The 25125-nt window shown below is 62.8% G+C and carries 19 protein-coding genes; 11 read left to right on the forward strand and 8 right to left on the reverse strand.

Annotated features, from left to right (window positions below; translation table 11 throughout):
* Positions 1-4: 4 nt before the first annotated feature.
* Genes GM676_RS04305 through GM676_RS04315 form a run of 3 tightly spaced genes read right to left on the reverse strand, consistent with a single transcriptional unit; the run spans position 5 to position 2860 of the window.
* Positions 5-880 (reverse strand): SMP-30/gluconolactonase/LRE family protein, encoded by an 876-nt coding sequence (locus GM676_RS04305; protein WP_155462154.1) that lies wholly within the window; start codon positions 878-880, stop codon positions 5-7.
* Positions 877-1644: a D-xylose 1-dehydrogenase gene (xylB, locus tag GM676_RS04310; RefSeq protein WP_155462231.1), complete on the reverse strand. Its 768-nt coding sequence runs from the start codon at positions 1642-1644 to the stop codon at positions 877-879. Before xylB ends, GM676_RS04305 begins: the two co-directional genes overlap by 4 nt.
* A 28-nt stretch (positions 1645-1672) precedes the next feature.
* Positions 1673-2860 (reverse strand): fumarylacetoacetate hydrolase family protein, encoded by a 1188-nt coding sequence (locus GM676_RS04315; protein ID WP_155462155.1) that lies wholly within the window; start codon positions 2858-2860, stop codon positions 1673-1675.
* A 108-nt stretch (positions 2861-2968) separates the two neighbouring features.
* On the opposite strand from GM676_RS04315, the gene GM676_RS04320 reads away from it, so the two are divergent.
* The 3 genes from GM676_RS04320 to GM676_RS04330 are packed head-to-tail and all read left to right on the forward strand — an operon-like array spanning position 2969 to position 8719.
* A complete protein-coding gene (locus GM676_RS04320) occupies positions 2969-4225 on the forward strand; it encodes an SGNH/GDSL hydrolase family protein (protein WP_229262528.1) in 1257 nt (418 codons plus the stop codon).
* Complete coding sequence (locus GM676_RS04325; RefSeq protein WP_211923143.1) at positions 4222-5826, forward strand: glycoside hydrolase family 43 protein; 1605 nt, start codon at positions 4222-4224, stop codon at positions 5824-5826. The genes GM676_RS04320 and GM676_RS04325 overlap by 4 nt, the downstream gene beginning before the upstream one ends.
* 28 nt (positions 5827-5854) lie before the next feature.
* Positions 5855-8719, forward strand: a complete 2865-nt coding sequence (locus GM676_RS04330) for a glycosyl hydrolase 115 family protein (RefSeq protein ID WP_155462156.1) — start codon at positions 5855-5857, stop codon at positions 8717-8719.
* A 3-nt stretch (positions 8720-8722) separates the two neighbouring features.
* On the opposite strand, the gene GM676_RS04335 is transcribed toward GM676_RS04330, so the two are convergent.
* Entirely contained in the window at positions 8723-9832 is a 1110-nt protein-coding gene (locus GM676_RS04335; protein WP_155462157.1) for an endo-1,4-beta-xylanase, read from the reverse strand.
* An 81-nt stretch (positions 9833-9913) separates the two neighbouring features.
* Between GM676_RS04335 and GM676_RS04340 the strand changes: the two genes are divergently transcribed.
* The 6 genes from GM676_RS04340 (at position 9914) to GM676_RS04365 (ending at position 19691) form a co-directional block, all read left to right on the forward strand.
* Positions 9914-12061, forward strand: coding sequence for an alpha-glucuronidase family glycosyl hydrolase (locus tag GM676_RS04340; protein WP_155462158.1), 2148 nt, complete (start codon positions 9914-9916; stop codon positions 12059-12061).
* A 56-nt stretch (positions 12062-12117) separates the two neighbouring features.
* Entirely contained in the window at positions 12118-13203 is a 1086-nt protein-coding gene (locus tag GM676_RS04345; protein WP_155462159.1) for a LacI family DNA-binding transcriptional regulator, read from the forward strand.
* 15 nt (positions 13204-13218) lie between these two features.
* Positions 13219-14754, forward strand: a complete 1536-nt coding sequence (locus GM676_RS04350; protein WP_155462160.1) for a carboxylesterase/lipase family protein — start codon at positions 13219-13221, stop codon at positions 14752-14754.
* A 98-nt stretch (positions 14755-14852) separates the two neighbouring features.
* A complete protein-coding gene (locus tag GM676_RS04355) occupies positions 14853-17198 on the forward strand; it encodes a M1 family metallopeptidase (RefSeq protein WP_155462161.1) in 2346 nt (781 codons plus the stop codon).
* A complete protein-coding gene (locus GM676_RS04360) occupies positions 17198-17677 on the forward strand; it encodes a DUF6702 family protein (protein WP_155462162.1) in 480 nt (159 codons plus the stop codon). Before GM676_RS04355 ends, GM676_RS04360 begins: the two co-directional genes overlap by 1 nt.
* Complete coding sequence (locus GM676_RS04365) at positions 17619-19691, forward strand: TonB-dependent receptor (RefSeq protein ID WP_155462163.1); 2073 nt, start codon at positions 17619-17621, stop codon at positions 19689-19691. The genes GM676_RS04360 and GM676_RS04365 overlap by 59 nt, the downstream gene beginning before the upstream one ends.
* Here GM676_RS04365 and GM676_RS04370 read toward each other — a convergent pair.
* Complete coding sequence (locus GM676_RS04370) at positions 19688-20713, reverse strand: aldo/keto reductase (protein ID WP_155462164.1); 1026 nt, start codon at positions 20711-20713, stop codon at positions 19688-19690. The genes GM676_RS04365 and GM676_RS04370 overlap by 4 nt on opposite strands.
* 84 nt (positions 20714-20797) lie before the next feature.
* Between GM676_RS04370 and GM676_RS04375 the strand changes: the two genes are divergently transcribed.
* Positions 20798-21073 carry a hypothetical protein gene (locus GM676_RS04375; RefSeq protein WP_155462165.1) on the forward strand — a complete coding sequence of 92 codons (276 nt, stop codon included), beginning with the start codon at positions 20798-20800 and terminating at the stop codon, positions 21071-21073.
* A gap of 39 nt (positions 21074-21112) precedes the next feature.
* The gene (locus tag GM676_RS04380) at positions 21113-21268 is read left to right on the forward strand and encodes a hypothetical protein (protein WP_155462166.1); all 156 of its coding nucleotides are present in this window, start codon (positions 21113-21115) and stop codon (positions 21266-21268) included.
* Here GM676_RS04380 and GM676_RS04385 read toward each other — a convergent pair.
* From GM676_RS04385 to GM676_RS04395, 3 genes are all read right to left on the reverse strand, one after another.
* A complete protein-coding gene (locus GM676_RS04385) occupies positions 21265-22977 on the reverse strand; it encodes a methyl-accepting chemotaxis protein (protein WP_155462167.1) in 1713 nt (570 codons plus the stop codon). The genes GM676_RS04380 and GM676_RS04385 overlap by 4 nt on opposite strands.
* A 398-nt stretch (positions 22978-23375) precedes the next feature.
* Entirely contained in the window at positions 23376-24176 is an 801-nt protein-coding gene (locus GM676_RS04390; RefSeq protein WP_155462168.1) for a phosphate/phosphite/phosphonate ABC transporter substrate-binding protein, read from the reverse strand.
* Positions 24173-25117, reverse strand: a complete 945-nt coding sequence (locus GM676_RS04395; RefSeq protein WP_155462169.1) for a fatty acid desaturase — start codon at positions 25115-25117, stop codon at positions 24173-24175. The genes GM676_RS04390 and GM676_RS04395 overlap by 4 nt, the downstream gene beginning before the upstream one ends.
* Between the last annotated feature and the right edge of the window lie 8 nt (positions 25118-25125).

The raw sequence follows: 25125 nt of genomic DNA on the forward strand, positions 1-25125 counted from the left end.
GTGCCTATTCAGGTAAGTACAGATGTTGCAGTTGTCCCGGCGAGGCCACGCGGAAGCGGAAGACGCCTCCAGCCAATGGTTCCCGGCTCAATTCTTCTTCGGTCAAACCCTTTCGGGCGGTGGTCACAAACACGGTGCGCAAATCCTCGCCGCCGAATGCGACCTTGGTGATATTCGAACACGGCATGGATACGGTGTCCAGCAACTGGCCCGATGCCGCATAGCGCTCGATGCGGGCGCCGGCGAACAAGCCTACCCACAACGCGCCGTCGGCATCCACCGCCGTGCCGTCCGGATAGCCGCTGCCCTCGATGCGCACGAAGACGCGCTTGTTGGACAGGTTGCCGCTGTCGTCGATGTCGAACGCGTAGATGGTTTTTTCCAGCGTGTCCGTGTGGTAGAAGGTGCGGCCGTCCGGGCTGACGCACGGACCGTTGGTGATGACGTAGCCGCCGTCCTTGTGCTGCAAGCCTTCGTTTGCGCTCAGGCGGAACAGCGAGCCGCTGGACGCCACTTCGGCGTTGTCCATGGAGCCGAACCACAGCGCGCCGTGGCGGTCCACATAGCCGTCGTTGAGGCGATTACCAGGCAGGTCGGCTTCCAGCTCCTGGATGGCGGACAGTTCGCCGCTCTCGAACGAGAAGCGCTCGATGCGGCCCGGCAGGCCGCACACGAAGTCGCCGCCATGCATGGGCAGGGCGAAGCCCACTTCTGCCGGCAGCGTCCAGCTTTGGCGGCGACTGCCGTCTTCCGCGCAGCGGTGGATGGCGCGCTGCTTGATGTCGACGAAGTACAGCGCCTTGTCCTCAGGGTGCCATACCGGGCCTTCGCCCAGCGTGGCGGCCAGCGGCCAGATGCACTCAGGCTGGTAGAGGTTCATGCTCCATACCATCCGGCGTCTACGAAGTAATCGCGGCCGGAGCAGCGGCGTGCATTGTCGGAGGACAGGAACAGCACCATGGCGGCGATATCTTCGGTTTCCACCGGCTGCGGCAGGACCTGGGCGTTGAGGATGGCCTGGCCGCCCTGTTCGTCATGCCACAGCGCTTTCTGGCGCGGGGTCAGCACCGATCCGGGAACCACGCAGTTGACGCGGATGCCATCCTTGCCGAGGTCACGCGCCAGGCCGCGGGTCAGGCCTTCGATGGCCGCTTTGGCGGTCATGTACAGGGTCAGGTCCGGCAAGGCCAGGTGCCACGAGATCGAACCGAAGTTCAGGATCACGCCGCCGCCGGCGGCCTTCATGCCCGGCGCCACGGCCTGGGCGCAGAAGAACTGGTGGCGCAGATTGACGGCCAGGCTGTCGTCCCAATACTTGGCGGTGACATCCGGCACCTGATGACGGTGGTCGTTGGCGGCGTTGTTGATCAGGATCTCAATCGCGCCGTGGTCCTTCCCGATCTGCGCGATGACCTTGGACAGCGCGTCCAGGTCGGTCAAGTCGCAGTGGAAGAACACCGGCGGGAACTTGGCGTCCTTCATGCTGGCGGCCAGTTCCTTCGAAGCCTCGACCGCGATATCGATGAAGAACACTTGCGCGCCCTGTTTCACGAAAGCGTCCACGATGCCCGCGCCGATGCCGGTGCCGCCACCAGTAATCAGGACTCGCTTGCCGGCGAGGTCCGGGTAGGTGGCGTAGACCATTGGTTGCACCATCTTTTTCTCCTATTGTTTAATTGAGCAGGCCGCGCTGGGCCAGATTGCGATACAGTGCGCGCACGCCGAAGGTCCATGGAGTGACGGCGTCGCTGCGGTAGACGTGATTCACCAGCATGCCCAGCGACGGGCTGCTGATGCTGACGCGGTCACCCAGCTTATGGGTGAAGCCGGCGCCCGGTGCGCCGCGATCTTTAATCGGGGAGAACATGGTGCCGAGGAAGAGCATGAAGCCGTCCGGATACTGGTGGTGCGGACCGCTGGTTTGCGACACGAGATCAAGCGGATCGCGGCTGATTTCGCGCATGCGGCTTTCGCCGTCCAGACGGAAGCCGTCTTCAGCGCCTTCGATCACCAGCCGCAGTTCCGCATTGCGCACGGTGTCGATGGTGAAGCGTTCGTCGAACAGGCGGATGAAGGGGCCGATGCCGCACGAGGCGTTATTGTCCTTGGCTTTACCCAGCAGCAGCGCGCTGCGGCCTTCGATGTCGCGCAGATTGACGTCGTTGCCCAGCGCGGCGCCGACGGCTTGCGCGCGGCTGTTCACGGCCAGCACGACTTCCGGCTCCGGGTTGTTCCATTTCGATTCAGGGTGCAGGCCGACGTCGGCGCCAAAGCCCACCGCCGACATGGGCTGCGACTTGGAGAACACTTCGGCGTAAGGGCCGATACCCACTTCCATGTATTGCGACCAGGCGCCGCGCGCGATGAACTGCTCTTTCAGCTTTTCCGCTTCCGGCGAGCCAGGCTTGATGGCCGACAGGTCGGCGCCGATATCTTTCAGCAGCGACTTGCGCAGCTCATCGGCCTTGGCCGGGTTGCCGCCGGCTTGTTCTTCAATCACGCGCTCCAGCAGGCTGACGGCGAAGGTCACGCCGCAAGCCTTGATGGCTTGCAGGTCGTTGGGCGCCAGCAGGCGCACCGGCGCGCTCTGGTCGCCACTCAGGGCGGTTTCGATCAGCGCTTCCACGCGGCCCAGCGACTGGCCTGGCGCGGAATGGGCGAAAGCCACCACGTCGTCGCGGTCCAGCAGGTCGGAAACGGTGGGAACGGCGGCGGTGATGTCGAATACCTCGCCTTTGCGCACCACGACCACGCTAGGGCCGTTGACGTCATTGCGCCATACGCGGCCCACCAGCAGTGCGTCCGGCAGATCGGCGGGAAGGTGTGCCAGAACTGGCGCGTGTTTCAGATTGTTCTTCATAGGAGTCTCCTTGGTTCAGGCAGGGTACTAAGCCAGTGTTTTTGTTGCACCTACCATCTTCTTACCCTAAAATGAATAGCGCTAACATTTTATGAGTGTGAAGGATTTATGCAACCAAGTCAACACGCTTTACGCAGCTGCCTGGGCGCCGCGCTTGCGGCCTTTCTGATGAACGCCACGGCTGCGGAACCGGCTTCGCACTGGGTGGCGAGTTGGGGTGCGGCGCAGCAAATTCCCGAGCCGGCGAATGAACTGGCGGCTGAAAACTGGCGCGACGGCAGTCTCCGCCAGGTGGTCCGTCTCACTCTGGGAGGCAAGCAATTCCGGGTTCGCGTCAGCAATGTATATGGCACTGCACCATTGACGCTTGACGCGGCAAGCGTGGCGCTGTCGCCGCAGCCCGGCAAGGCCGATGTCGCCGCCAGCCCGCGCCCCCTCACCTTCGGCGGCAACGGCTCGGTCACGATCCCGGCCGGCGCGGAATACTACAGCGACGCCATCGACATGGAGCTCAAACCTGGCACCGATCTGGCGGTGTCGATGTATTTCAAGGAGGCGCCGGCGCGCCAGACCGGCCATCCGGGCGCGCGCGCCACCACTTTCCTCGCCAAAGGCAATCGCGTGAACGACGCGGTGTGGGAGGATGCGGGCAAGACTACGCGCTGGTATGCGCTCAGCGACGTCGAGGTGCTGGCGCCACGCAAAGTGGGCGCGCTGGTAGCGATTGGCGACTCCATCACCGACGGCTATGGCGTACCGCCCGATACCAATACCCGCTGGCCGGACGTGCTGGCGGCGCGCCTGCGCAACCAGAAAATCGCGCTGGGCGTGGTCAATGCCGGCATCGGCGGCGGCCGCATGCTGCGCGATGGCCTGGGTCCTAACCTGGTGGCACGCTTCGACCGCGACGTATTGTCACGCGCCGGCGTGACGCATGCGCTGGTGCTGATCGGCGTGAACGACATGGGTGGCCAGCATCGCAACACGCCTGATACGCCAGCCGACCGCCAGCAACTGCTGGCGGACCTGAAACTGGCCCACCGCCAACTGGCCGAACGCGCACGCGCGCACGGCGTCTGTCTGATTGGCGCCACGGTGACGCCGTATGTCGGCAGCGATTACTACCATCCGGAGCCCGAAAACGAGGCGGATCGCCAGGAATTGAACAAGTGGATACGCACTTCCGGCGTGTTCGACGCCATCGCCGATTTCGACGCGGCGCTGCGCGATCCCGCCAGGCCGGATCACCTCAAACCGGTCTATGACTCCGGCGACCACCTGCATCCATCGCTGGCCGGCTACCGCGCGCTGGCCGAAACCGTGCCGTTGGCCGCGCTGCGCAAACAATGTGGAGGCGCCAAATGATGCGCGCCCGATTCGCGGCCACCGCCGCCTCCTTGTTCGCCGCCGCCTCGCTGGCCGCGCCTGCGATCGCTGCGCCTGTGGCCACTTATACCAATCCCGTGCTGAGCGGCTTCCACGCCGACCCGAGCATCTGCCGCGTCGGCGGCGACTATTATCTGGCCACTAGCAGCTTCGAGTACTTCCCCGGCGTGCCAATCTATCACAGCAAGGATCTGGTGCACTGGCGCCAGATCGGCCACGCGCTCACGCGCGCCAGCCAGCTGAATCTGAAAAACACCCGCAGCTCGCAAGGCATCTACGCCCCAACCCTGCGCTGCCACGACGGCGTGTTCTATATGGTGACCACCAATATGGAGGGCGGCGGCGCCTTCTACGTCCACACCAAAGACCCCGCCGGCGAATGGTCGGAACCGGTGTGGCTGAACGACCCCAGTTTCGCCATGGACCCGTCGCTGTTCTTCGACGATGACGGCAAGGTCTATTACACCCGCCATGGCGGCGGCGAACATGGCGGCGTGTATCAGGCCGAGATCGACCTCAAGGCCGGCAAGCTGCTGGAGCCGCCGCGCCTGATCTGGTCCGGCACCGGCGGCGTATGGCCGGAAGGCCCGCACCTGTACAAGCACGATGGTCAGTATTACCTGATGATCTCCGAGGGCGGCACCTCGTATAACCACAGCCTGACCATGGCGCGCTCCGCGTCGCCCTTCGGCCCGTTCGTCTCCAATCCTGCCAATCCTGTCCTGACGCATCGCGGCCATCCGGAACTGCCGCTGCAAGCCACCGGCCACGGCGACCTGGTACAAACGCCGGAGGGCAAATGGTGGATGCCATTGCTGGGCATACGCCCCATCGATCAAAAACACCACCTCGGCCGCGAAACCCTGCTGACGCCCGTCGAATGGAATGAGCAAGGCTGGATCACCGTGAACAAAGGCCGGCCACTGGCGACGGAAATGTCGGCCGAGGGTCTGCCGCCGCTGGCGCCATGGCCGGCCGAACCGGTGCGCGACGACTTCACCGCGCCCAGGCTTGGCCTGCAATGGGCGCAGTTGCGCGGTCCGGGCGACGGTCTCTGGTCCCTGAGCGAACGTCCGGGCTACCTGCGCCTGAAAGGCAGCGGCGTCACCATGAACGACATCGCGCAGCCGGCCTTCATCGCCCGCCGCCAGGAGCACATGCGCATGCGCGCGGCCACGCAGATTGAATTCGAACCATCCGCCGCCAGCCACGCGGCAGGCCTGGTGCTGCGCCAGAATGAGAAGAACTACTACCAGCTGCGCGTCACCGGCGCACCACAACGCAAGCTGGAACTGCTGGCCCGCGCTGGCGGCGTCACTTCGCTGAAGGCTAGCGCGCCGTTGCCGCCGGGGCCCGTTGTGCTGCAAGTGGAATCGTGGCCCGACCGCTATGAATTCAGCTATGGCGGCGCGGGCGCACAACTCAAGCAAATCGGCATCCTGCCAACTGCGCCGCTGTCGTCCGAAGCGGCGGGCGGATTTACCGGCGTCTTCATCGGCATGTATGCCGAAGGCGCCCGGCAGCAAGCCATGCCTGCTGCGGATTTTGCATGGTTCGACTACCAGCCAATTGAAAAATAATTGAAAAATAACTGAAAAATAAAACCATATGAGACAACGACTCCTCGCCACCGCAGCCATGCTATTGGCCCTGCTTTCACACGCCCTGCCCGCGCACGCGCTGGGCCAGAAAAAACTGGCGTGGTTTGACACCCCTCCCGCCGATGCGGTGGCGCTGGCCCGCAACGGCCAGGCCGCCAAGCTGTATGTGGACCCGGCCGACTATCCGGGCGTGGTGCGCGCGGCGGGCGATCTGCAGGCCGACATAGCCCGTGTCAGCGCGGCGCGCCCTGCGCTGAATACCGGCGGCAAACCGGCTGGCGCGGATGTGGTCATCATTGGCACCGTCGGCAAGAGCGCGCTGATCGATCAGTTGGTGGCGGCCGGCAAACTGGATGTCTCGTCCATCAAGGGCAAGTGGGAAGGCTGGCAGGTGCAGACCCTGCGCAATCCGCTGCCCGGCGTGGAACGCGCGCTGGTGATCGCCGGCAGCGACAAGCGCGGCACCATCTACGGCATCTATGAAATGTCCGAGCAGATCGGCGTCTCGCCGTGGAACTGGTGGGCCGACGTGCCGGCTGCGAAGCACGCCAACGTCTACGCATCGGCCGCCGCCGCGGTGAGCGATGCGCCGGTGGTGCAGTATCGCGGCATTTTCCTGAACGATGAAGCGCCGGCGCTGACCGGCTGGGTCAAGCAGCATTACGGCGACTTCAATCACAAGTTTTATTCGAAGGTGTTTGAACTGATCCTGCGCTTGCGCGGCAATTACCTGTGGCCGGCCATGTGGGGCGAGGCCTTCTACGATGACGATAAGCTGAATGGCAAGACCGCCGATGAATACGGCGTTGTCATCGGCACCTCGCACCACGAGCCAATGATGCGCGCGCACGATGAGTGGCGCCGCTACGGCGGCGGCCAGCACTGGGACTACAACCGCAGCGGCGAAAAGCTGCGCGAGTTCTGGACGCAAGGCCTGCGCGCGACGCAAGGACAGGAGAAGGTGGTTACGCTGGGCATGCGCGGCGACGGCGACGAGCCGATGTCGCGCGATGCCAATGTGTCGCTGCTGGAGCGCATCGTCAGCGACCAGCGCAGCATCATCGCGAAAGAGATTAATCCGGATGTCACCAAAGTGCCGCAGCTGTGGGCACTGTACAAGGAGGTGCAGGACTACTACGAAAAAGGCATGCGGGTTCCGGATGACGTGATGCTGCTGTGGTGCGACGACAACTGGGGCAATATCCGCCGCCTGCCGACGCCGGAAGAACGCAAGCGCGCAGGTGGCGCAGGCGTCTACTATCACTTCGACTATGTCGGCGGTCCGCGTTCATACAAGTGGATCAATGTGACGCCGCTGCCGAAAGTCTGGGAACAGATGCATCTGGCGTGGCAGTATCAGGCCAACCGCATGTGGATCGTCAACGTCGGCGACCTGAAACCGATGGAGGTGCCGATCGAGTTCTTCCTCACCTACGCATGGAACCCTGCCGCGTGGCCGGCCGAGCGCCTGCCGGATTACCTGAAGCTGTGGGCCGCGCGCGAGTTCGGCCCTGAGCATGCCGACGATATCGCCGACATCGTGGCCAAATACGCCAAGTACAACGGCCGCCGCAAGCCGGAGCAGCTGGAGCCCAACACTTACAGTCTGGTGAACTACAACGAAGCGGCGCGCATCGTCGACGACTACAAGACGTTGGCGGCACGTGCGGAGAAGATTTCCGCCGCCCTGCCGGCAGCCAGGCGCGATGCGTTCTATCAGCTGGTGCTATATCCGGTGAAGGCCAGCGCGGTAGTGAATGAGCTATACGTCACTGCCGGCTTGAATCGCCTGTATGGCCTGCAGGGCCGCGCTTCCACCAATGACCTGGCGGCGCGTACCCGTTCGCTGTTTGCGGAAGACGCTGAGCTGGTGCGCCGCTATCACGAGGATATCAGCGGCGGCAAGTGGAATCACATGATGTCGCAGACTCACCTGGGCTACACCTACTGGAACCAGCCACCGCGCAATGTGATGCCGCCGGTGACGGAGATGCAAGTGCCGAAAGCCGCCGACATGGGAGTGGCGGTGGAAGGCAGCGAACAGGTTTGGCCGGGACCGGGCGGCGACGCCCTCGCCTTGCCGGCACTGGACGTATTCGAGCAACGTGCTCGCTTCATCGACATTTTCAATCGCGGCCAGCAGCCGTTCGATTACAAGGTCGTGGCCAGCGAGCCGTGGATCACACTGGACAAGCCGGCTGGCAAAGTGGCGCGCGAGCAGCGCGTGGTGGTGAATGTGCGCTGGGCCGAGGTGCCGGACGGTGTGCGCAGCGCGACGCTGACCATCTCGGGCGCTGGCGGCAGGACGGTGGTGAAAGTCCCGGTGCGCAAGCCCGCCGATGCGGCGTCGCTGAGTGGCTTTATCGAAACCGGCGGCGTGGTGGCGATGGAGGCGGAGCATTACACCCGCGCCGTGCCGGCTGGTCAGCGCAGCTGGTTGAAAGTACCGGATCACGGCCGCACCTTGTCTGGTATGACGGTGCTGCCGGTGGATGCGCCGGCCGATGCGTCTCCTTCCATGCGCCTGGAGTATGAGATGCAGCTGTTCAGCGCCGGTCAGTTCGAGGTGCAGGCCACGCTGGCGCCGACGCAGAAGTTCCAGCCGGGCGAGGGTCTGCGCTATGCGATTTCGTTCGACGACGAAGCACCGCAGGTCGTCAACCTGCATGCGGATGGCAGTGAAAAAGCCTGGGAGCGCAGTGTATCGGATGGCGCGACGGTGCTGGTGTCGCGGCACAAGATCGACAAGCCGGGCAAGCACACGCTCAAGTTCTGGGCGCTGGATTCGGGGCTGGTGCTGCAAAAGCTGGTGGTCAACACCGGCGGGCAGAAGCCGAGCTACCTCGGCCCGCCGGAAAGTCCGCGCCAGTAAGCCTCAGGCGCGCTGCGGCGCCGCCTTGATAGCGGCGGCGATCGCATCGCGCAGCGGCTTGGCGCGCAATTCGGCGTCAAACGGCGTTGGCCGCATCTTCTGCCCATCGGTGCGCGGCGCCTCATCCCAGCCTTGCAGCCAGCTGACGTTATCCGCCATTCCCCACATCAGGAAGTCCTTGCACTGCGGGTAGCTGAGCGTCACGTCCAGATAATCCCTGGCCAGCGCCGCCACGCCTGCATCGCGCGTCTTCACATCGGCCGGCAACTTGCGGTCATTGACGTCAAACTCGGTAATCAGCAAATCCAGCCCCATGCCCGTCACCTCGTCCAGGAACTTGCGCCATTCCTGCTGATAGGTGGCACTGGTGCTGATGTCATCCCACGAACCGATATGGCTCTGCAAGCCCAAGGCCTGCACCGGCGTGCCGCGCGATTTCAGATCATGCAGCAGCTTGAGCACACCTGCCCGATGTTTGGCGCTGCCTTCATCGCCGCGCATGTAATCGTTGTAGACCAGTTGCGCCCCGGGCGCCTTCTCCCGCGCCAGCCGGAACGCCAGATCGATCTGCTCCACCGCCCCCATACGCTCGGTGAACACATTCGAACGCAAGCCACCGGTCTTCGGATCGACCGCCTCGTTCACCACATCATAACTGTGAATAGCGCTACCAAAATGCTCGCACACGGTCACGATATGCTTGCGCAGCAGCGCTTCCGCCGCCTTGGCCGGCTGCGCGCCGAAGTCGTATTCATTCACCCACTTCGGCAGCCACTTGGCCTCCTGCCAGACCAGGTTATGCCCGCGCACCAGCATGCCCTGTTCCTTCGCCCACGCGTACATGGCGTCGGCCGGGCCAAAATTGTACTGGCCCGGCCTGGGCTCCAGCGCCTGCCACTTGCCTTCATTCTCGGCCACCAGCATATTGCACTCGCGCGCCATCAGCGCCTTGTAGGCAGGATCGTGGAAGTAGCGGCCTCCGATCGCATTGCCGATGTTGATACCTTTGCGTTTGCCCAGCACCTTCAAGGGCTCAGGCATTTCAGCGGCGTGCAGCGGCGCCGCGCCGGCGGCGGCCATCATGGCCATAAAGCTACGGCGGGATATTTTCATCTTTGTCTAACTCCTCGTTGGAAATGTTCACTAACATCGTGGCATAATGAAATGGTTACGCTATCATAAATCGGAGACACCATGCGTTTTTTTCTTCCCGCGGCCCTGGCGGCGCTACTGCTGTCGCTCGCATCGACAGTATTTGCGGCCGATGAAGACGGCTATGACCTGTGGCTGCGCTACCGGCCGCTGAGCGGCACGGCGCAAACCGCAGTCAAAGCGCAGGCACGCGGCATCGTGTTGCCCGGCGCCGCAACGCCGACCACCAATGCCGCGCTGGCCGAACTTCAGCGCGGCCTGGCCGGCATGCTGGGCAAAGCCCCCGCGCCTGAGGCGCGCATCGCCGACGGCAGCCTGCTGCTCGCCACGCCGACCCGCCTGCCAGCGCTGACCGCGTCCGACGCCGCACTGCGCGCCGACCTGGCCGCACTGGGAGAAGAAGGCTATCTGCTGCGCGCCACACGCGTGCTAGGCCACAAAGTCACCCTCATCGCCGCCAACAGCGATATCGGCCTGCTGTACGGCGCCTACGCCTGGCTGCGCGGCGCCGCCATCGGCAGCACGGCGTCCGTTAGTTCCGCACCCAAGCTGCAACTGCGTTTGCTGAATCACTGGGATAACCTCGACCGCAGCGTGGAGCGCGGCTACTCCGGCCAGTCGATCTGGGACTGGTGGGGCCTGCCGGAGATTAAAGATGCGCGCTACACCGACTACGCCCGCGCCAACGCCTCGCTGGGCATTAACGGCACGGTGCTTAACAACGTCAACTCCAAGCCGGAAGTCCTGACCGCGTCCTTCATCGCCAAGACCGCCGCTGTGGCGGACATCCTGCGCCCTTATGGCATCAAGGTCTACCTGTCGGCGCGCTTCTCGACGCCGCTGGAACTGCACGAAACCAGCACCGCCGACCCGCTGGCGCCGGAAGTGCGGCAATGGTGGAAGAACAAGGCCGACGAAATTTACAAGGCCATCCCCGACTTCGGCGGCTTCCTGGTCAAGGCTAATTCCGAAGGCCAGCCCGGCCCGCAGGACTACCACCGCACCCATGCCGACGGCGCCAATATGCTGGCCGCCGCCGTCGCGCCCCACAAAGGCATCGTCATGTGGCGCGCCTTCGTCTACGCGCCCAAAGGCGCTCACCTTGACGAAGACCGCGCCAAGCAGGCCTACGAAGAATTCAAGCCACTGGACGGCCAGTTCGCCGCCAACGTGCTGGTACAGGTGAAGAACGGCGCCATCGACTTCCAGCCGCGCGAGCCGTTCCACCCGCTGTTCGGCGCCATGCCAAAAACGCCGCTGATGATGGAATTCCAGATCACCAAGGAGTACCTGGGCTACTCGACCGACCTGGCCTACCTCGGCACCATGTACGAAGAGACGCTGGAATCGGACACCCGCACTGGCCAAGGCGCCGGCAAGACCGTGGCCCAGACCCTGAGCGGCATGGCCGGCGTGGCCAACATCGGCAGCGACCGTAACTGGTCCGGCTCCCACTTCGACCAGGCCAACTGGTACGCCTACGGCAAGCTGGCATGGAACCCGCAAGCCAAGGCCAAAGACATCGCCGCCGAATGGGCCGCCCTCACCTTCGGCCCGGACCAGCGCGTGGTCAGGCCCATCGTCGATATCATGATGGTGTCGCGCGAAGCGGTGGTGGATTACATGACGCCTCTCGGCCTGCATCACATGATGGGCACCAGCCACCATCACGGCCCGGCGCCGTGGGTGGACAATCTTGAGCGCCCGGACTGGAACCCGGTCTACTATCACCGCGCGGACCGCAACGGTATCGGCTTCAATCGCACCGCCAGCGGCAGCAACGCGCTGTCCCAGTACGCGCCGGAGATCGCGCGCCAGTATGCCGATCCGCGCACCACGCCGGAACAGCTGCTGCTGTGGTTCCACCACCTGCCATGGGACTACGCCATGCCGTCCGGCCGCACGCTGTGGGCCGAGCTGTTGGCCCGTTACGACAGGGGCGTGGCCGAGACCAAAGCCATGCAAGCCCGCTGGTCCGCGCTCAAGCCATTGATCGACGCGCGCCGCTACGCCGAAGTCGACCAGCGCCTGACACGCCAGGTCAATAACGCCATTTTGTGGCGCGATGCCTGCATCGCCTACTTCCAGTCGGTGTCCGGCCTGCCGCTGCCGCCCGGCGTGCAAGCGCCCGCCCATCCGCTGGAATACTATCAATCCTTGCGTTATCCCTATGCGCCGGGTCGTGGTTAAGCCCCGCTTGTGGTAAAGTCCGGGACTTAACCTAGCTTTATACTAATTGAGGACAGATGACAAAAACTAAGGTGAAACCGGCGCCCGTACCGGCCGTGCAGAGCCGCTCGCAGGCCCCCACCATGGCCGATGTGGCCAAGCTGGCTGGCGTATCCCCGATGACGGTGTCGCGCGTGATGAACGGCGATACCAACGTCCGCGAAAAAACCCGCAACCGCGTCGATGCGGCTGTTGCTGCCCTCAACTACGTTCCCAACCAGGCGGCGCGCCGCCTCGCCGGCTCGCGCCCGATCCGCGTCGGCTTCCTGTATTCGAATCCAAGCGCGGGCTACCTGAGCGAATTCCTGGTCGGCCTGCTGAACCAGGCCAGCCCGAATAATGTGCAGTTGGTGGTGGAAAAATGCGAAGCCGATGAACACGGCGTCGAACAGGCGCGCCGCCTGATCGCCAACGGCGTGGACGGCATCATCCTGCCACCGCCATTGTGCGACGTGCGCGATCTGATCGACCTGATCGCCGCTTCCGGCACGCCGGCCATCACCGTGGCTTGCGGCCAGCCCGACCCGCGCGTCGGCGGCGTCAGCATCGACGACTACGAAGCCGCCTACGCCATGACCAGCCACCTGATCGCGCTGGGCCACCAGCGCATCGGCTTCGTCATCGGCCATCCGAACCAGAGCGCCAGCGCGCGCCGCCTGGCCGGCTTCAAGGCCGCCATCGCGGAGAAAAACGCGCAGAAAGCCAAAGAGCTGATTGTGCAAGGCCTGTTCACCTACCGCTCCGGCCTGGATGCGGCCGAACAGCTACTGGGCCTTGAACAGCGCCCGACCGCCGTCTTTGCCAGCAACGACGACATGGCCGCCGCCGTGGTGGCGATCGCACACCGCCTCGGCCTGGACGTGCCAGGCGACCTGACCGTGGCTGGCTTCGACGATACCGCGCTCGCCACCACCATCTGGCCCGAGCTGACCACCGTGCGCCAGCCGATTGCCGACATGGCGGAAAAGGCCGTGCAGATCCTGGTGCGCCTGATCCGCGCCCAGCGCAACGGCACGCCGGAAGAAACTGAACACGTCGTTATCGAGCACGCACTGATACGCCGCCAGTCCGATGCCGCACCACGTTTGCGGCCCAAACACTAAAACCATATCGAGACAATGAACAAACTCCATGTGCTGTTGATCGCCGCTAGTGTAATTTCCTCTTCCACCTACGCCGCCGCCAGCAGCACACCGCGCGCCACCACCGCCAGCGGTGCGGTGACGGGCGTGCAGGAGGCCTCGGGCGTGAAGTCGTTCAAGGGTATTCCCTATGCGGCGGCACCAGTCGGCAAGCTGCGCTGGGCGGCACCGCAACCTGCGGCCAAGTGGAAAAGCACGCGCAAAGCCGATCATTTCGCCGCGCGCTGCATGCAGCTGCCGCTGTTCAGCGACATGGTGTTCCGTGCCGACGGCGTGAGCGAGGACTGCCTGTACCTCAACGTCTGGACCCCGGCCAAATCGGCCAGGGAAAAGCTGCCGGTGCTGGTGTACTTCTACGGCGGCGGCTTTGCTGCGGGCGACGGCTCGGAGCCGCGCTACGACGGCGAGAGCATGGCGGCCAAGGGCATTGTCACGCTGACCGTCAACTATCGCCTGAACATCTTCGGCTTTTTGGCGCATCCCGAACTGACCAAAGAATCGCCGCATCACGCCTCCGGCAACTACGGTCTGATGGACCAGGCGGCGGCGCTGCAATGGGTGAAGAAGAATATCGCGGCTTTTGGCGGCGATCCCGCACGCGTAACCATCGCCGGCGAATCGGCCGGTTCGTTCTCGGTCAGTGCGCAGATGATCAATCCTCAGGCCAGGGGCTTGATCGCCGGCGCCATCGGCGAAAGCGGTTCCCTGCTCAGCGCCATGGGCCTGGCTCCGCTCAGCTTTGCCGAGCAGGTTGGCGCCGCCTTTGCCAAAGACGCCGGCGCGCCGACACTGGCCGAACTGCGCACCATGCCGGCACAGCAGCTGCTGGACACCACCAAAAAGCCGGGCACCTGGTTCTCCGCCATCGAAGATGGCTATGTGATTCCGCGTTCGCCAGCCATCATGTACGCCGCCGGCGAGCAGGCCAAAGTGCCTTTGCTGGCGGGCTGGAACTCGTATGAAGGGCACTACAAACAAATCCTCGGCGACGCCGAGCCAACCGCCGAAAACTTCGCCGCCGCGCTGCAAAAGCTGTACGGCGACCAGGCCGCCGCCGCGCAGCAAGCCTACAGCGGCGACGTGAAGCAGGCCGCGACCGAGCTGGCGAGCGACCGCTTCATCGGCTACGGCACCTGGAAGTGGATCGACACCCACGCGCGCACCAGCGGCAAGCCGACCTACCGTTATTACTACACCCGTCCGCGTCCGGGCCAGGAAGGCGCCGGCCACTCGGTGGAGATCGAATACGCCATGGGCAACCTGGCCGGAAATAAAGTCTATGCCTGGACCGACGAGGACCGCGCGCTGTCGGCGCAAATGCAGGAATACTTCGCCAACTTCATCAAGACCGGCAATCCTAACGGCGCCGGTTTGCCGGAATGGCCGCAAGCCAGCGCCGGTGCGGGTTCGCGCCTGATGAAACTGGACGTGCCATCCACCGCCGTCACCGCCACGGACGACGCGCACTACCGGTTCCAGGAAGAGTTCCACGCCGCCAAAGCCAAGCGCTGAAACCAGTTTAATTTTGGGTTTGTATATTATTGTATCGGCAGGTAGTCGTATGAAAACCTGCTATACAATTTATCCTCTTATCCAGAGGAACCCACTACATGCGCAAGAAAATCGGCTTACTGGCCATTTGCCTGACGGTGTCCGCTTACGCAGCGGAGCCTTTCGACGACAAGTTCCGTCAACTCGAAGAGATCCTGCCTACACCTAACGCCTACCGCACCGCCTCCGGTGCGCCGGGTCACGCCTACTGGCAACAGCGCGCCGACTACACCATCAGCGCCACGCTGGATGAGACCAGGCGCGCGATCACCGGCAGCGAGCAAATCACCTATCACAATAACTCGCCCGATACGCTGAGCTACCTGTGGGTGCAGCTGGACCAGAACATCTACAAGAAAGACTCCGACGCCCGCATGATGCTCACCCAGCCTTCGCGCGAGGCATGGGCCAAGCCATCGTCGGCGGACGACGGCTACAAGTTCGAAGGCATGCGCGCCATCCTGGCAGGCCGTGAGTTCGACGGCGGTTTCAAGATCAAGAGCGTCGGCGCTAACGGCCAGGCGCTCAAGCACGTCATCAACCGCACCATGATGCGCATCGACCTGCCGACGCCATTGAAGCCGGGTGAGAAGTTCGTCTTCAATATCGACTGGTCCTACAACATCAACGAGCAGCAGGTGCTGGGCGGCCGTTCCGGCTACGAGCACTTCGAGGAAGACAAGAACGACTTGTTCGAGATCGCCCAGTGGTTCCCACGCATGGCGGCCTACTACGACGTCTATGGCTGGCAGCACAAGCAGTTCCTGGGCACCGGCGAGTTCACGCTGGAATTCGGCGACTATGATGTGCAGCTGACCGTGCCGGCCGATCACGTGGTGGCGTCCACCGGCGAGCTTCAAAATCCGAACGACGTGCTGACGGCCGCACAGCGCGAGCGTCTGGCGAAGGCGAAGACCGCCACCTCGCCAGTGGTGATCGTCACGCAGGAGGAAGCTGCGAAGGCCGAGAAATCGCGCAGCACGGCCAGCAAGACCTGGCACTTCAAGGCCAGCAACGTGCGCGATTTTGCCTGGGCCTCCAGCCGCAAATTCATCTGGGACGCGCAGGGCTACAAGAAGGATTCCACCGATGTGATGGCGATGTCCTACTATCCGAAGGAAGGCAATCCGCTGTGGGGCAAGTACAGCACGCAGGCCATCATCCACACCATCGACAAGTACAACAAGTACAGCTTCGACTATCCGTATCCGACCGCGATCTCGGTCAACGGTCCGGTGGGCGGCATGGAGTATCCGATGATCTCCTTTAACGGCCCGCGTCCTTCCAAGGACAAGAAGACCGGCGCCTTGACCTGGTCGGAGCAGACCAAGTATGGCCTGATCGGCGTGATTATCCACGAGGTGGGCCATAACTACTACCCGATGATCATCAACTCGGACGAGCGCCAGTGGACCTGGATGGACGAAGGCCTGAACACCTTCGTGCAGTACCTCGCCGAGCAGGAATGGGAAGACAAATACCCGTCGCGCCGCGGCGAGCCGCGCGCCATTGTCGACTACATGCGCAGCAAGAACCAGGTGCCGATCATGACCAACTCGGAATCACTGGTGCAGGTAGGCCCCAACGCCTACGCCAAACCGGCCACCGGCTTGAACATCCTGCGCGAGACGATTCTGGGCCGTGAGCTGTTCGACTACGCCTTCCGCGAATACGCGCAACGCTGGAAGTTCAAGCGCCCTACGCCAGCGGACTTCTTCCGCACCATGGAAGACGCTTCCGGCACGGACCTCGACTGGTTCTGGCGCGGCTGGTTCTACACCACCGATCCGGTGGACATCAGCATCGATGGCATCAGCGAATACGGCGTGAATACCAAAGACCCAGAGAAGGAAAAGGCATGGAAGAAGGCGCAGAAGGACGCCGAGCCTGTGTCGCTCTCCGAGCAGCGCAACAAGGCCCTGCCGAAGCGCGTGGACGCCCATCCGGAGCTGAAGGACTTCTACAACGAGCATGACGAGTTCACCGTCACCAACAAGGACCGCAACAACTACGCCGAGGCGACCGAGAAGCTGGAGCCGTGGGAGAAGAAGCTGCTGGATCAGGGCAAGCATCTGTACCTGGTGGACTTCTCCAACCTGGGCGGCATGGTGATGCCGCTGATCCTGGAGATTGAACTCAAGAGCGGCAAGAAGTACATCGAGCGCATTCCGGCTGAAGTATGGCGCTACAACTCGAACAAGATCACCAAGTTGATCGTCACCGACGAGCCAATGGTGGGCCTGACCCAGGACCCGTACTGGGAAACCGCCGATATCGACACCTCAAACAACGCGTGGCCGCGCAAGGTTACCCAGTCCCGCCTCGAACTGTTCAAGACCGAGCGTGACAAGAATAACCTGATGCGCGACTTTAATACGCCATTGAAGAAGGACGAGAAGAAGTGATGTACCGGCTTGTTCTGGCTGTGCTGCTGGCCTGCGCCGGCAGCGCCTGCGCCCACAACTTCCACACGGGCATGGCGGACATCAGCTACAACGAGCGCACCGGCGGCACCGAGATCGTGCACACCTACACGGCGCACGATCTCACCTCGCTGCTGGCCAATCTCTATGGCCGCCAGTTCGATCTTGGCCGCGCCGACAGCGAAGCGCCGCTGCGCCGCTATGTGGAAAAACAGTTCACCATCACCGCTCCGGACGGCGCGCGCCTGCCCTTGCAATGGGTGGGCATGAAGGTGGACGCCGACAGCGTGGTCATTTTCCAGGAAATGCCAAGTGTAAAACTGACAAAAGGCAGCCGCATACACAATGCTTTGCTGATAGACTTCCTGCCGTCGCAAAAGAACACGCTGAACCTGCAAACCGATGGCACCACCAAAACCCTGTTGTTCGATCAAGACCACATCGATCAAATCGCCCCTTAAGTACGCGCTGCTGTTGGCTTTAGGTTCCGCGCAAGCGGACGACCAGATCCTGCAAAGGGTGCTGGTGGACGGCTCGCGCACCAATCAGCTGGGTGTGGCCGATGCGGCCAGCGCCGGCACCGTCACGCAAGAGGAGCTGGCGGCGCGCACCGTGTATCGTCCGGGCGAGATGCTGGAGGCGGTGCCGGGGCTGGTGGTCAGCCAGCATAGCGGCGAAGGCAAGGCCAATCAGTTCTATCTACGCGGCTTCAATCTGGATCATGGCACCGACCTGCGCACCACGGTGGACGGCATGCCGGTCAACCAGCGCAGCCACGCGCATGGACAGGGCTGGACCGATCTGAATTTCCTGATACCTGAACTGGCGGTGCGACTCGATTACAAGAAAGGCCCCTACTCCGCCGAGGAAGGCGACTTTGCCTCGGCCGGCACGGCTTCCGTGGTGTATGCGAACCGCCTGCTGCAAGGCGTGGCCAGCGTCTCCGCGGGCCAGAACGGCTACGGCCGCGCGCTGGTCGCCAATTCAGTCGATGCCGGCAACGGCAGCCTGCTGTACGCTGTCGAAGCGATGCACAACGACGGCCCTTTCACACGCCCGGACGATTATCAGAAACTGAACGCGGTGCTGCGCTACAGCGAAGGCTACGCCAACAACGGCTTCAATGTCAGCCTGATGGTCTACAAGGCCGACTGGAACTCCACCGACCAGATTCCGCTGCGCGCGGTGCAGGACGGCCAGATCGGCCGCAACGACACCATCGACAATACCGACGGCGGCAAGGCCCACCGTTACAGCCTGTCCGGGACCTGGCGGCGCACGGCGGAGGATAGCGCGTCGAGGGTGAATGCCTACATCATCGCCAACCAGCTGGACCTGTGGTCCAACTTCACCTACTTCATGGAAGATCCGGTGCATGGCGACCAGTTTGCGCAGCCGGACAAGCGCGTCACCAGTGGCCTGAATGCCTCGCACAGCTGGCATCATCACACCGGGACCGGCAATAGCGAAACCACGGTCGGCGTGCAACTTCAGAACGACAATATCTTCAACGGCTTGTACAACACGCAGGCGCGCAAGACGCTGTCGGTGACGCGGCAGGATCACATTGTTGAATCCAGCGCCGGGCTTTTCCTGGAAAACAATACCCGCTGGGATGATGCTTTCCGCACCGTGGTCGGCGCGCGTTTCGACAGCTATCGTTTTAATGTGCAGAGCGATCTTGCGGCCAATTCGGGCAAGGCTTACGACCATCTGGTCAGCCCGAGTCTGAGCCTGATCTACGGGCCATGGCGCACGGCCGAGGTGTACGCCAATTTCGGCAGCGGCTTCCATAGCAACGATGCGCGCGGCACGACCATTACCATTGATCCCAAGACCGGGCTGGCAGCCGACAAGGTGACGCCGCTGGTGCGTTCGCGCGGCATGGAGCTGGGCGCGCGCAGTTCGTGGCTGCCCGGCTTGCAGACGTCGCTGTCGGTGTACCGGCTGGATTTCGATTCGGAGCTGGTCTACATCGGCGATGCCGGCGCCACCGAGGCTGGCCCGCCCAGCCGGCGTTATGGCGTAGAGTTCTCCAACTACTACAAACCGCTGAAATGGCTGTCGGTCGATCTGGACCTGGCGTATGCGCGGGCGCGTTCGCGCGGCTATCAGGAGGTGGGCAGCTACATCCCGGGCGCGATCGAGGGCACCGGCCAGCTAGCACTGACGGCGGACGATGGCGGACCGTATTCCGCCTCGCTCAAGCTGCGCTATTTCGGTCCGCGTCCACTGATCGAAGATAACAGCGTGCGCTCCAGGTCGAGCATGACGCTGAACGGGCGTTTCGGCTGGAAGATCAGGAAGGATCTGGCGCTGGAGCTGGAGGCCTTCAATATCACCAACCGCCGCGATTCAGCCATCGACTACTACTATGAATCGCAGTTGAAGGGTGAAGTGGCGGCCGTCGCCGACATCCACTTTCACCCTATCGAATCGCGCTCGCTGCGGGCGACGCTGGTCAAAAACTTTTAAGCGCCGCGCTCATTCAGCATGGCGAAACCGCGCTGGTGCCACACCGGGTAGGCCGGCGGCACATTGCTGGCTTGCTCCAGCAGCGCATTCTGCTCCGGCGTCAACGACCAGCCGGTGGCACCGATGTTTTCGATCAGTTGCTTCTCGTCGCGCGCGCCGATGATGACGTTGGAGACGGTCTTTTTACCCAACAGCCAGTTGAGCGCAATCTGCGGAATCGACTTGCTGGTCTGCTCCGCCACCACGTCCAACGCTTCGATAATCCGGAACAGGCGTTCCTCTTCAAAGTGCGGGCCGGTGCCGGCGATGTCGTGTGCGCGCGTGCCCGGTTTGGCCGGCTGACCACGGCGGATCTTGCCGGTCAGCTTACCCCAGCCCAGCGGGCTCCAGACCACCGCGCCCACGCCCTGATCCTCCGCCAGCGGCGCCAGCTCCCATTCGTAATCGCGGTTCAGCAGCGAGTAGTAAATCTGGTGTGCCACGTGGCGCGGATAGCCGTAGCGCTCCGATGTCGCCAGAGATTTCATCAAATGCCAGCCGGAGAAATTGGATGCGCCGATATAGCGCACCTTGCCGGCGCGGACCAACTGGTCCAGCGTGGAGAGGGTTTCCTCGACCGGTGTGTTGTAGTCCTGGCCGTGCAGTTGCAGCAAGTCGATATGCTCGACCTGTAGCCGTTGCAGGGATTTGTCAACCGCCTCGATAATGTGCTGGCGCGAGGAGCCGTAGTCGTTGGGGCCCTGGCCGGTCGGGAAGGTGACCTTGGTCGAGATCAGCAAGCGATTGCGCTTGCCCTTGATGGCCTGGCCGAGGATTTGTTCGGCAAGGCCGTCCGAATACACATCGGCGGTATCGAACATGGAGACACCATGTTCAAGGCACACATCGATCAGCCGCGAAGCGCCGCCCGCGTCCGTACTGCCCCAGGCTTTGAAGAAGTCATTGCCGCCGCCAAAAGTCGCCGTGCCAAAACTCAGCTCGGGCACACGCAAACCAGATTTTCCCAGACGCTTGAAGTTCATCGCTATCCTCCAGAGAGATGGAGTTTGATTGTAGCGCGCAAAGGAAAATCGCGCTGATCGCCGCAGTGATACGATTTCCCCATCATGGGTACCAGGCGCAAACCACCAGAAGTCGAGCTTGTTATCAGAGAAGACGGTTCGGCGCTCAAGACCGTCAAGTTCGGTTCAGTCACCGTCACCGCCCCAGCGCCCAGCGCGGAGGAGGTGGAACACAACGTCCGTGAAGGCCAAAAGGCGCTTGCACGAGCACTGCGCCGGATGCTCCGGGCCGGCGTAAACCTCCCCCAGCCGCCAAACGTCCCCTACTTCCACGCCGACCCCGATATTCCCGGTCGAATCATCCGCAAACTGAATGGCTGAGCGAATCCGGCACCATCGTGAACGGGGGATACCACCATCATGGTGGACAACAGCCGTGAGCCGCAGCAAGCCTTTACGCTGTGCCGCGTGCAGATTAAAAAGGATGAGGTGTATGACCGCCGCAATCAGCGCGGGGTGATGCCCGCGCCGATTGCCGAGTGGATGAATCGTGTCAGCCCCCGCACAGCGGGTTAGAACTCTTCCCACTCGTCGCCGGAAGAGGCTTCCTTGCGCGTCTGCGGTGCTGGTTTGGCGGCTGGTTTCGCCGCGGGTTTGGCGCGTGGCGTCTTGGGCAGCACGGCGACAGCGGCACGCTGTGGCGCTATTACCGGCGCGGGCGCCGGTGCGTAGGCCACGTGCGAGGCGTTGATCTTGAACGCGCTGACCACTTGTTCCAGCTTGTCCGCCTGGTCGCGCAACAAGGTCGCTGCGGCGGCGGTCTGCTCCACCAGCGATGCATTTTGCTGCGTGCTCTGATCCATTTCCGTTACCGCGCGATGCACCTGGGCGATACCGTCGTTCTGCTCCTGCGTGGCCGCGCTGATTTCGCCCACGATGTCGGTCACCTGCTTGATGCTGGAGACCACTTCGTGCATGGTGCTGCCGGCCTGCTCCACCAGCTTGGTGCCCGAGCCAACCTTCTCCACCGAGTCATCGATCAGCGCCTTGATTTCCTTGGCTGCCGCCGCCGAGCGCTGCGCCAGATTGCGCACCTCGGTCGCCACCACGGCGAAGCCACGTCCCTGTTCACCGGCACGCGCCGCTTCCACCGCCGCATTCAGCGCCAGGATGTTGGTCTGGAACGCGATGCCATCGATGACCGAAATAATATCGACAATCTTGCGCGAAGATTCGTTGATCGAGCCCATGGTCACCACCACCTGCTCCACCACCGAACCGCCCTGCGTCGCCACTTCCGACGCCGAACGCGCCAGTTGGTTGGCCTGGCGTGCATTGTCGGCATTCTGGCCCACGGTGGAAGTCAGCTGCTCCATGCTGGCGGCGGTCTGCTCCAGCGCCGCCGCCTGCGACGAAGTGCGCTGCGACAGGTCGCCGGTGCCGACCGCGATCTGCTGCGAAGCCGCACCCACCGCGCTGGTGGAGGCACGCACCGTCTCGATCACGCCGGCAATCTGCACCAGCAGCTTGTTGAACGCCACCGCCGTGTGGCCGATTTCGTCCATGCGTTCCACCTTGATCTGATGCGTCAGGTCCAGCGACTGGCTCACATCTTCCAGCGTGCCACGGATCGATTCCAGGCTGCCCTTGATGGTCACGTACAGCTGCCACGCCAGCGCGCCGGTCACCAGCACCGCCAGCACAATCACCGTCACCAGCAGGCGGAAAGCGAAGTTGTAGGCCGCCACACTCTCGGTGCGCACATCCTCGATCAGCTTGTTGTTGTAGGCGATATGATCGTCAAAGGCTTTTTTGACGCCAGCCGCCGACGTGGCCAACGGCGTACCCGCTTGCAGCGTGGCGCGCACCGCGTCCATGTCGCCGGCATGCGCGCCGGCCAGGAACGGTACCAGCGCCTGGCGATAAGCGGCCATGGCCGCCTTGTCGGCTTCCAGCATCTTGCGATCGGTATCGTCGACGATGCGTTCCTTCTCGTACAGCGCAACCACTTCGTCAAACTTGGCGTGGGCATCGTTGTAGGCTTTGTCCAGCGCGGTTTTATCCGCCAGATTGGAGAACACCGACAAGCGATAGCCAGCCAGACGACTATCCGCCAGATAGCCCTTGGCCATATTCAAACCGGCGATGCTGGGAATCAGATTGGTTTGTACTCTATCCAGCCGCTGCTGCGCGCGCGCGAGCTGGGTAAGACCGGCGGCGCCGACAAAGATCAGCGCCACCAAGGCCAACGACAGGGTTAATATCAGTCGCTTCGTAATCGTCATTGTGACTTTTCTCATGGAAGTGGGAGGAGATTCGGCCGTCTATGCGGCCTGAATTGAGTATAACTGATGAGAAGCGGCTGTCGAAGCCAAACTACCATCAACCCAGCAGGAACTTCAGTCGCTCGTCAGCCCGCGACTGGGAGATTTCCAGTATCTCCGCCTCTGCTTGTTCAGCAAATTTGAGCAGCACGATATACATGTTATCCCCTCTTGGTATTTGCCCGCCGCGACTGCGGCCAGCCATAGATTCATTTGTTCGACTTCCAGTTTGATGAATACCTCGTCGTGGCTGAAGGATGTGATCCAGCTTGGCCAGATCATTCGTCAGAGTGCCAACAGGGCAGCCGTGCCGCATGATCTTGACGCGATTGGCGATCAAGTGGGAATAGATGACTGTCCTACATTATCAATAATGCGGGATATCCGACGGAGATGGATTCGGCTTCGAGTTGCGAGATGCGGCTGTACTCGGCATCTGTGCGATGCTGAAAGGCTTTGATGTGCAACGCCTCCATGTGCGTGCACAGTTGTGGACTGGGCGACAGCAGGGCTGATCGCAGGCGCGTCTGGACTTCTTTCGGCACGCTGCGTGCGGTTATCAACGGCAGGCCGGGCGAGGATGTGGAATATTGCAGGACCTTGATGCCTTGCACGGCATCCGGCACTTCGTCACGCAGATAACCGAAGGTGACGCAGTCGATGGCGGCGATATCCGCCTCCCCTTCACGCACCGCGTGCAGGCTGGCGACATGCGCGCCGGTCCATTTCACCTTGCCGAAAAAGCGGCCGTCGCGCGCCAATGGCGCCACGGCGTGGCGCAGCACGTTCATGCCGCTGTTGGAATGCAGGTCGTTGACAGCGGCGGTAAGCCCGCGTGCATCGGCCAGCGAGTCGACGCCGTCGACAGCGCGGGTGACGATCACACTGGAGTAATTGCTGCCTTCGCATCCGGGAAAATCGAAACACGGCGTAGCCAGCAATGACACCACGCCGCGCAGGAAGCTCACGTAGGGATAGCCGCAAGTCTGACCCAGCAGCAGGTCCGGACGACGCCACAAGGCGGGCAATTCCGGCTGTTTCAACAGCTGCACCTCATCGCGCACATCGGCGTCGGCCAGCACTGTCGCCAGCAAAGCCTCGTACTCCCGCTGCAAGCGCGGGGTGACGTTATACATCGGCAGGGAGACAGTCCAGTTCATGGCATGCGAGGGTGTACAGGTGCGTCTATCGGGTGGAAGCCATAGCGGCGCATCAGCTCACCGTAGCCATTGATCTGGAAGCCGCCGCTGCGCGCATTATAAGCCTCGCGCCGCGCACCATACACGCGCGGTAGCAGATACCACGGCAGCGATGGCAGGTCATGGTGCACCAGGTGCAGGTTATTGTTCAGGAACAGAATGCGGAACACCAGCCCCGCATCATTCAGCACGATGCGCTGCTTGTGATCTTCGGCCGGACGATGCTCGTAGTAGGAGCGGATCATGGCCAGCGATTGCGCCGGATACGAAATCGCCAGCAGATACCAGATCGCCGATACGCCGAACACCATCTCCACCCACCACAGCAAAGCGGCCAGCATCAGCAGATGGCGCAGCCACACGCCGGCATCGCGGAAATCGCCGCCCAGCAGCTTGCGTGCCGCGCCACCCCACGTTTTGGTGATCGCCAGCGCCGGGCCGATGGCCAGACGGCCCCAGAACGTCTTGTTCAGCCAATGCAGTACGCGCAGCGGACGGCTCATGGCAGCCCATTCGGCGGGCGACACATAAGTGCTCTCCTCGTCCAGTTCTGGCAAGGTCAGATCGAAGTCGTTGTGATGGCGCAGATGGCTCTCGCGATAAATCTCGTACGGATACCATACGGCCAGCGGCGCATAGCCAAATATGCGGTTCAGCCATGGCCAGCGCGTGGGATGTCCGTGTATCAACTCGTGCTGGAGCGACATGTACCACGCGCACCACCAGATCATCAGCAAGGTAGCCGGCGCGGCGCCAAGCAGCGGCCAGCAAGCCAGCGTGGCGGACCAGCCGCCGTAAATTGTCACCATCAGCAGCCAGGTCGGCCACTCGCCGCGCCACAGCGGACGCCCGCGTTCCGACGCCACCTCCTGCCGCTGCGCTTCGTCTATCCAGGCTTGCATATACAAAT

Origin of the sequence: Duganella radicis (genome assembly GCF_009720825.1) — a bacterium.
Classification (GTDB): Bacteria; Pseudomonadota; Gammaproteobacteria; order Burkholderiales; family Burkholderiaceae_D; genus Rugamonas; species Rugamonas radicis.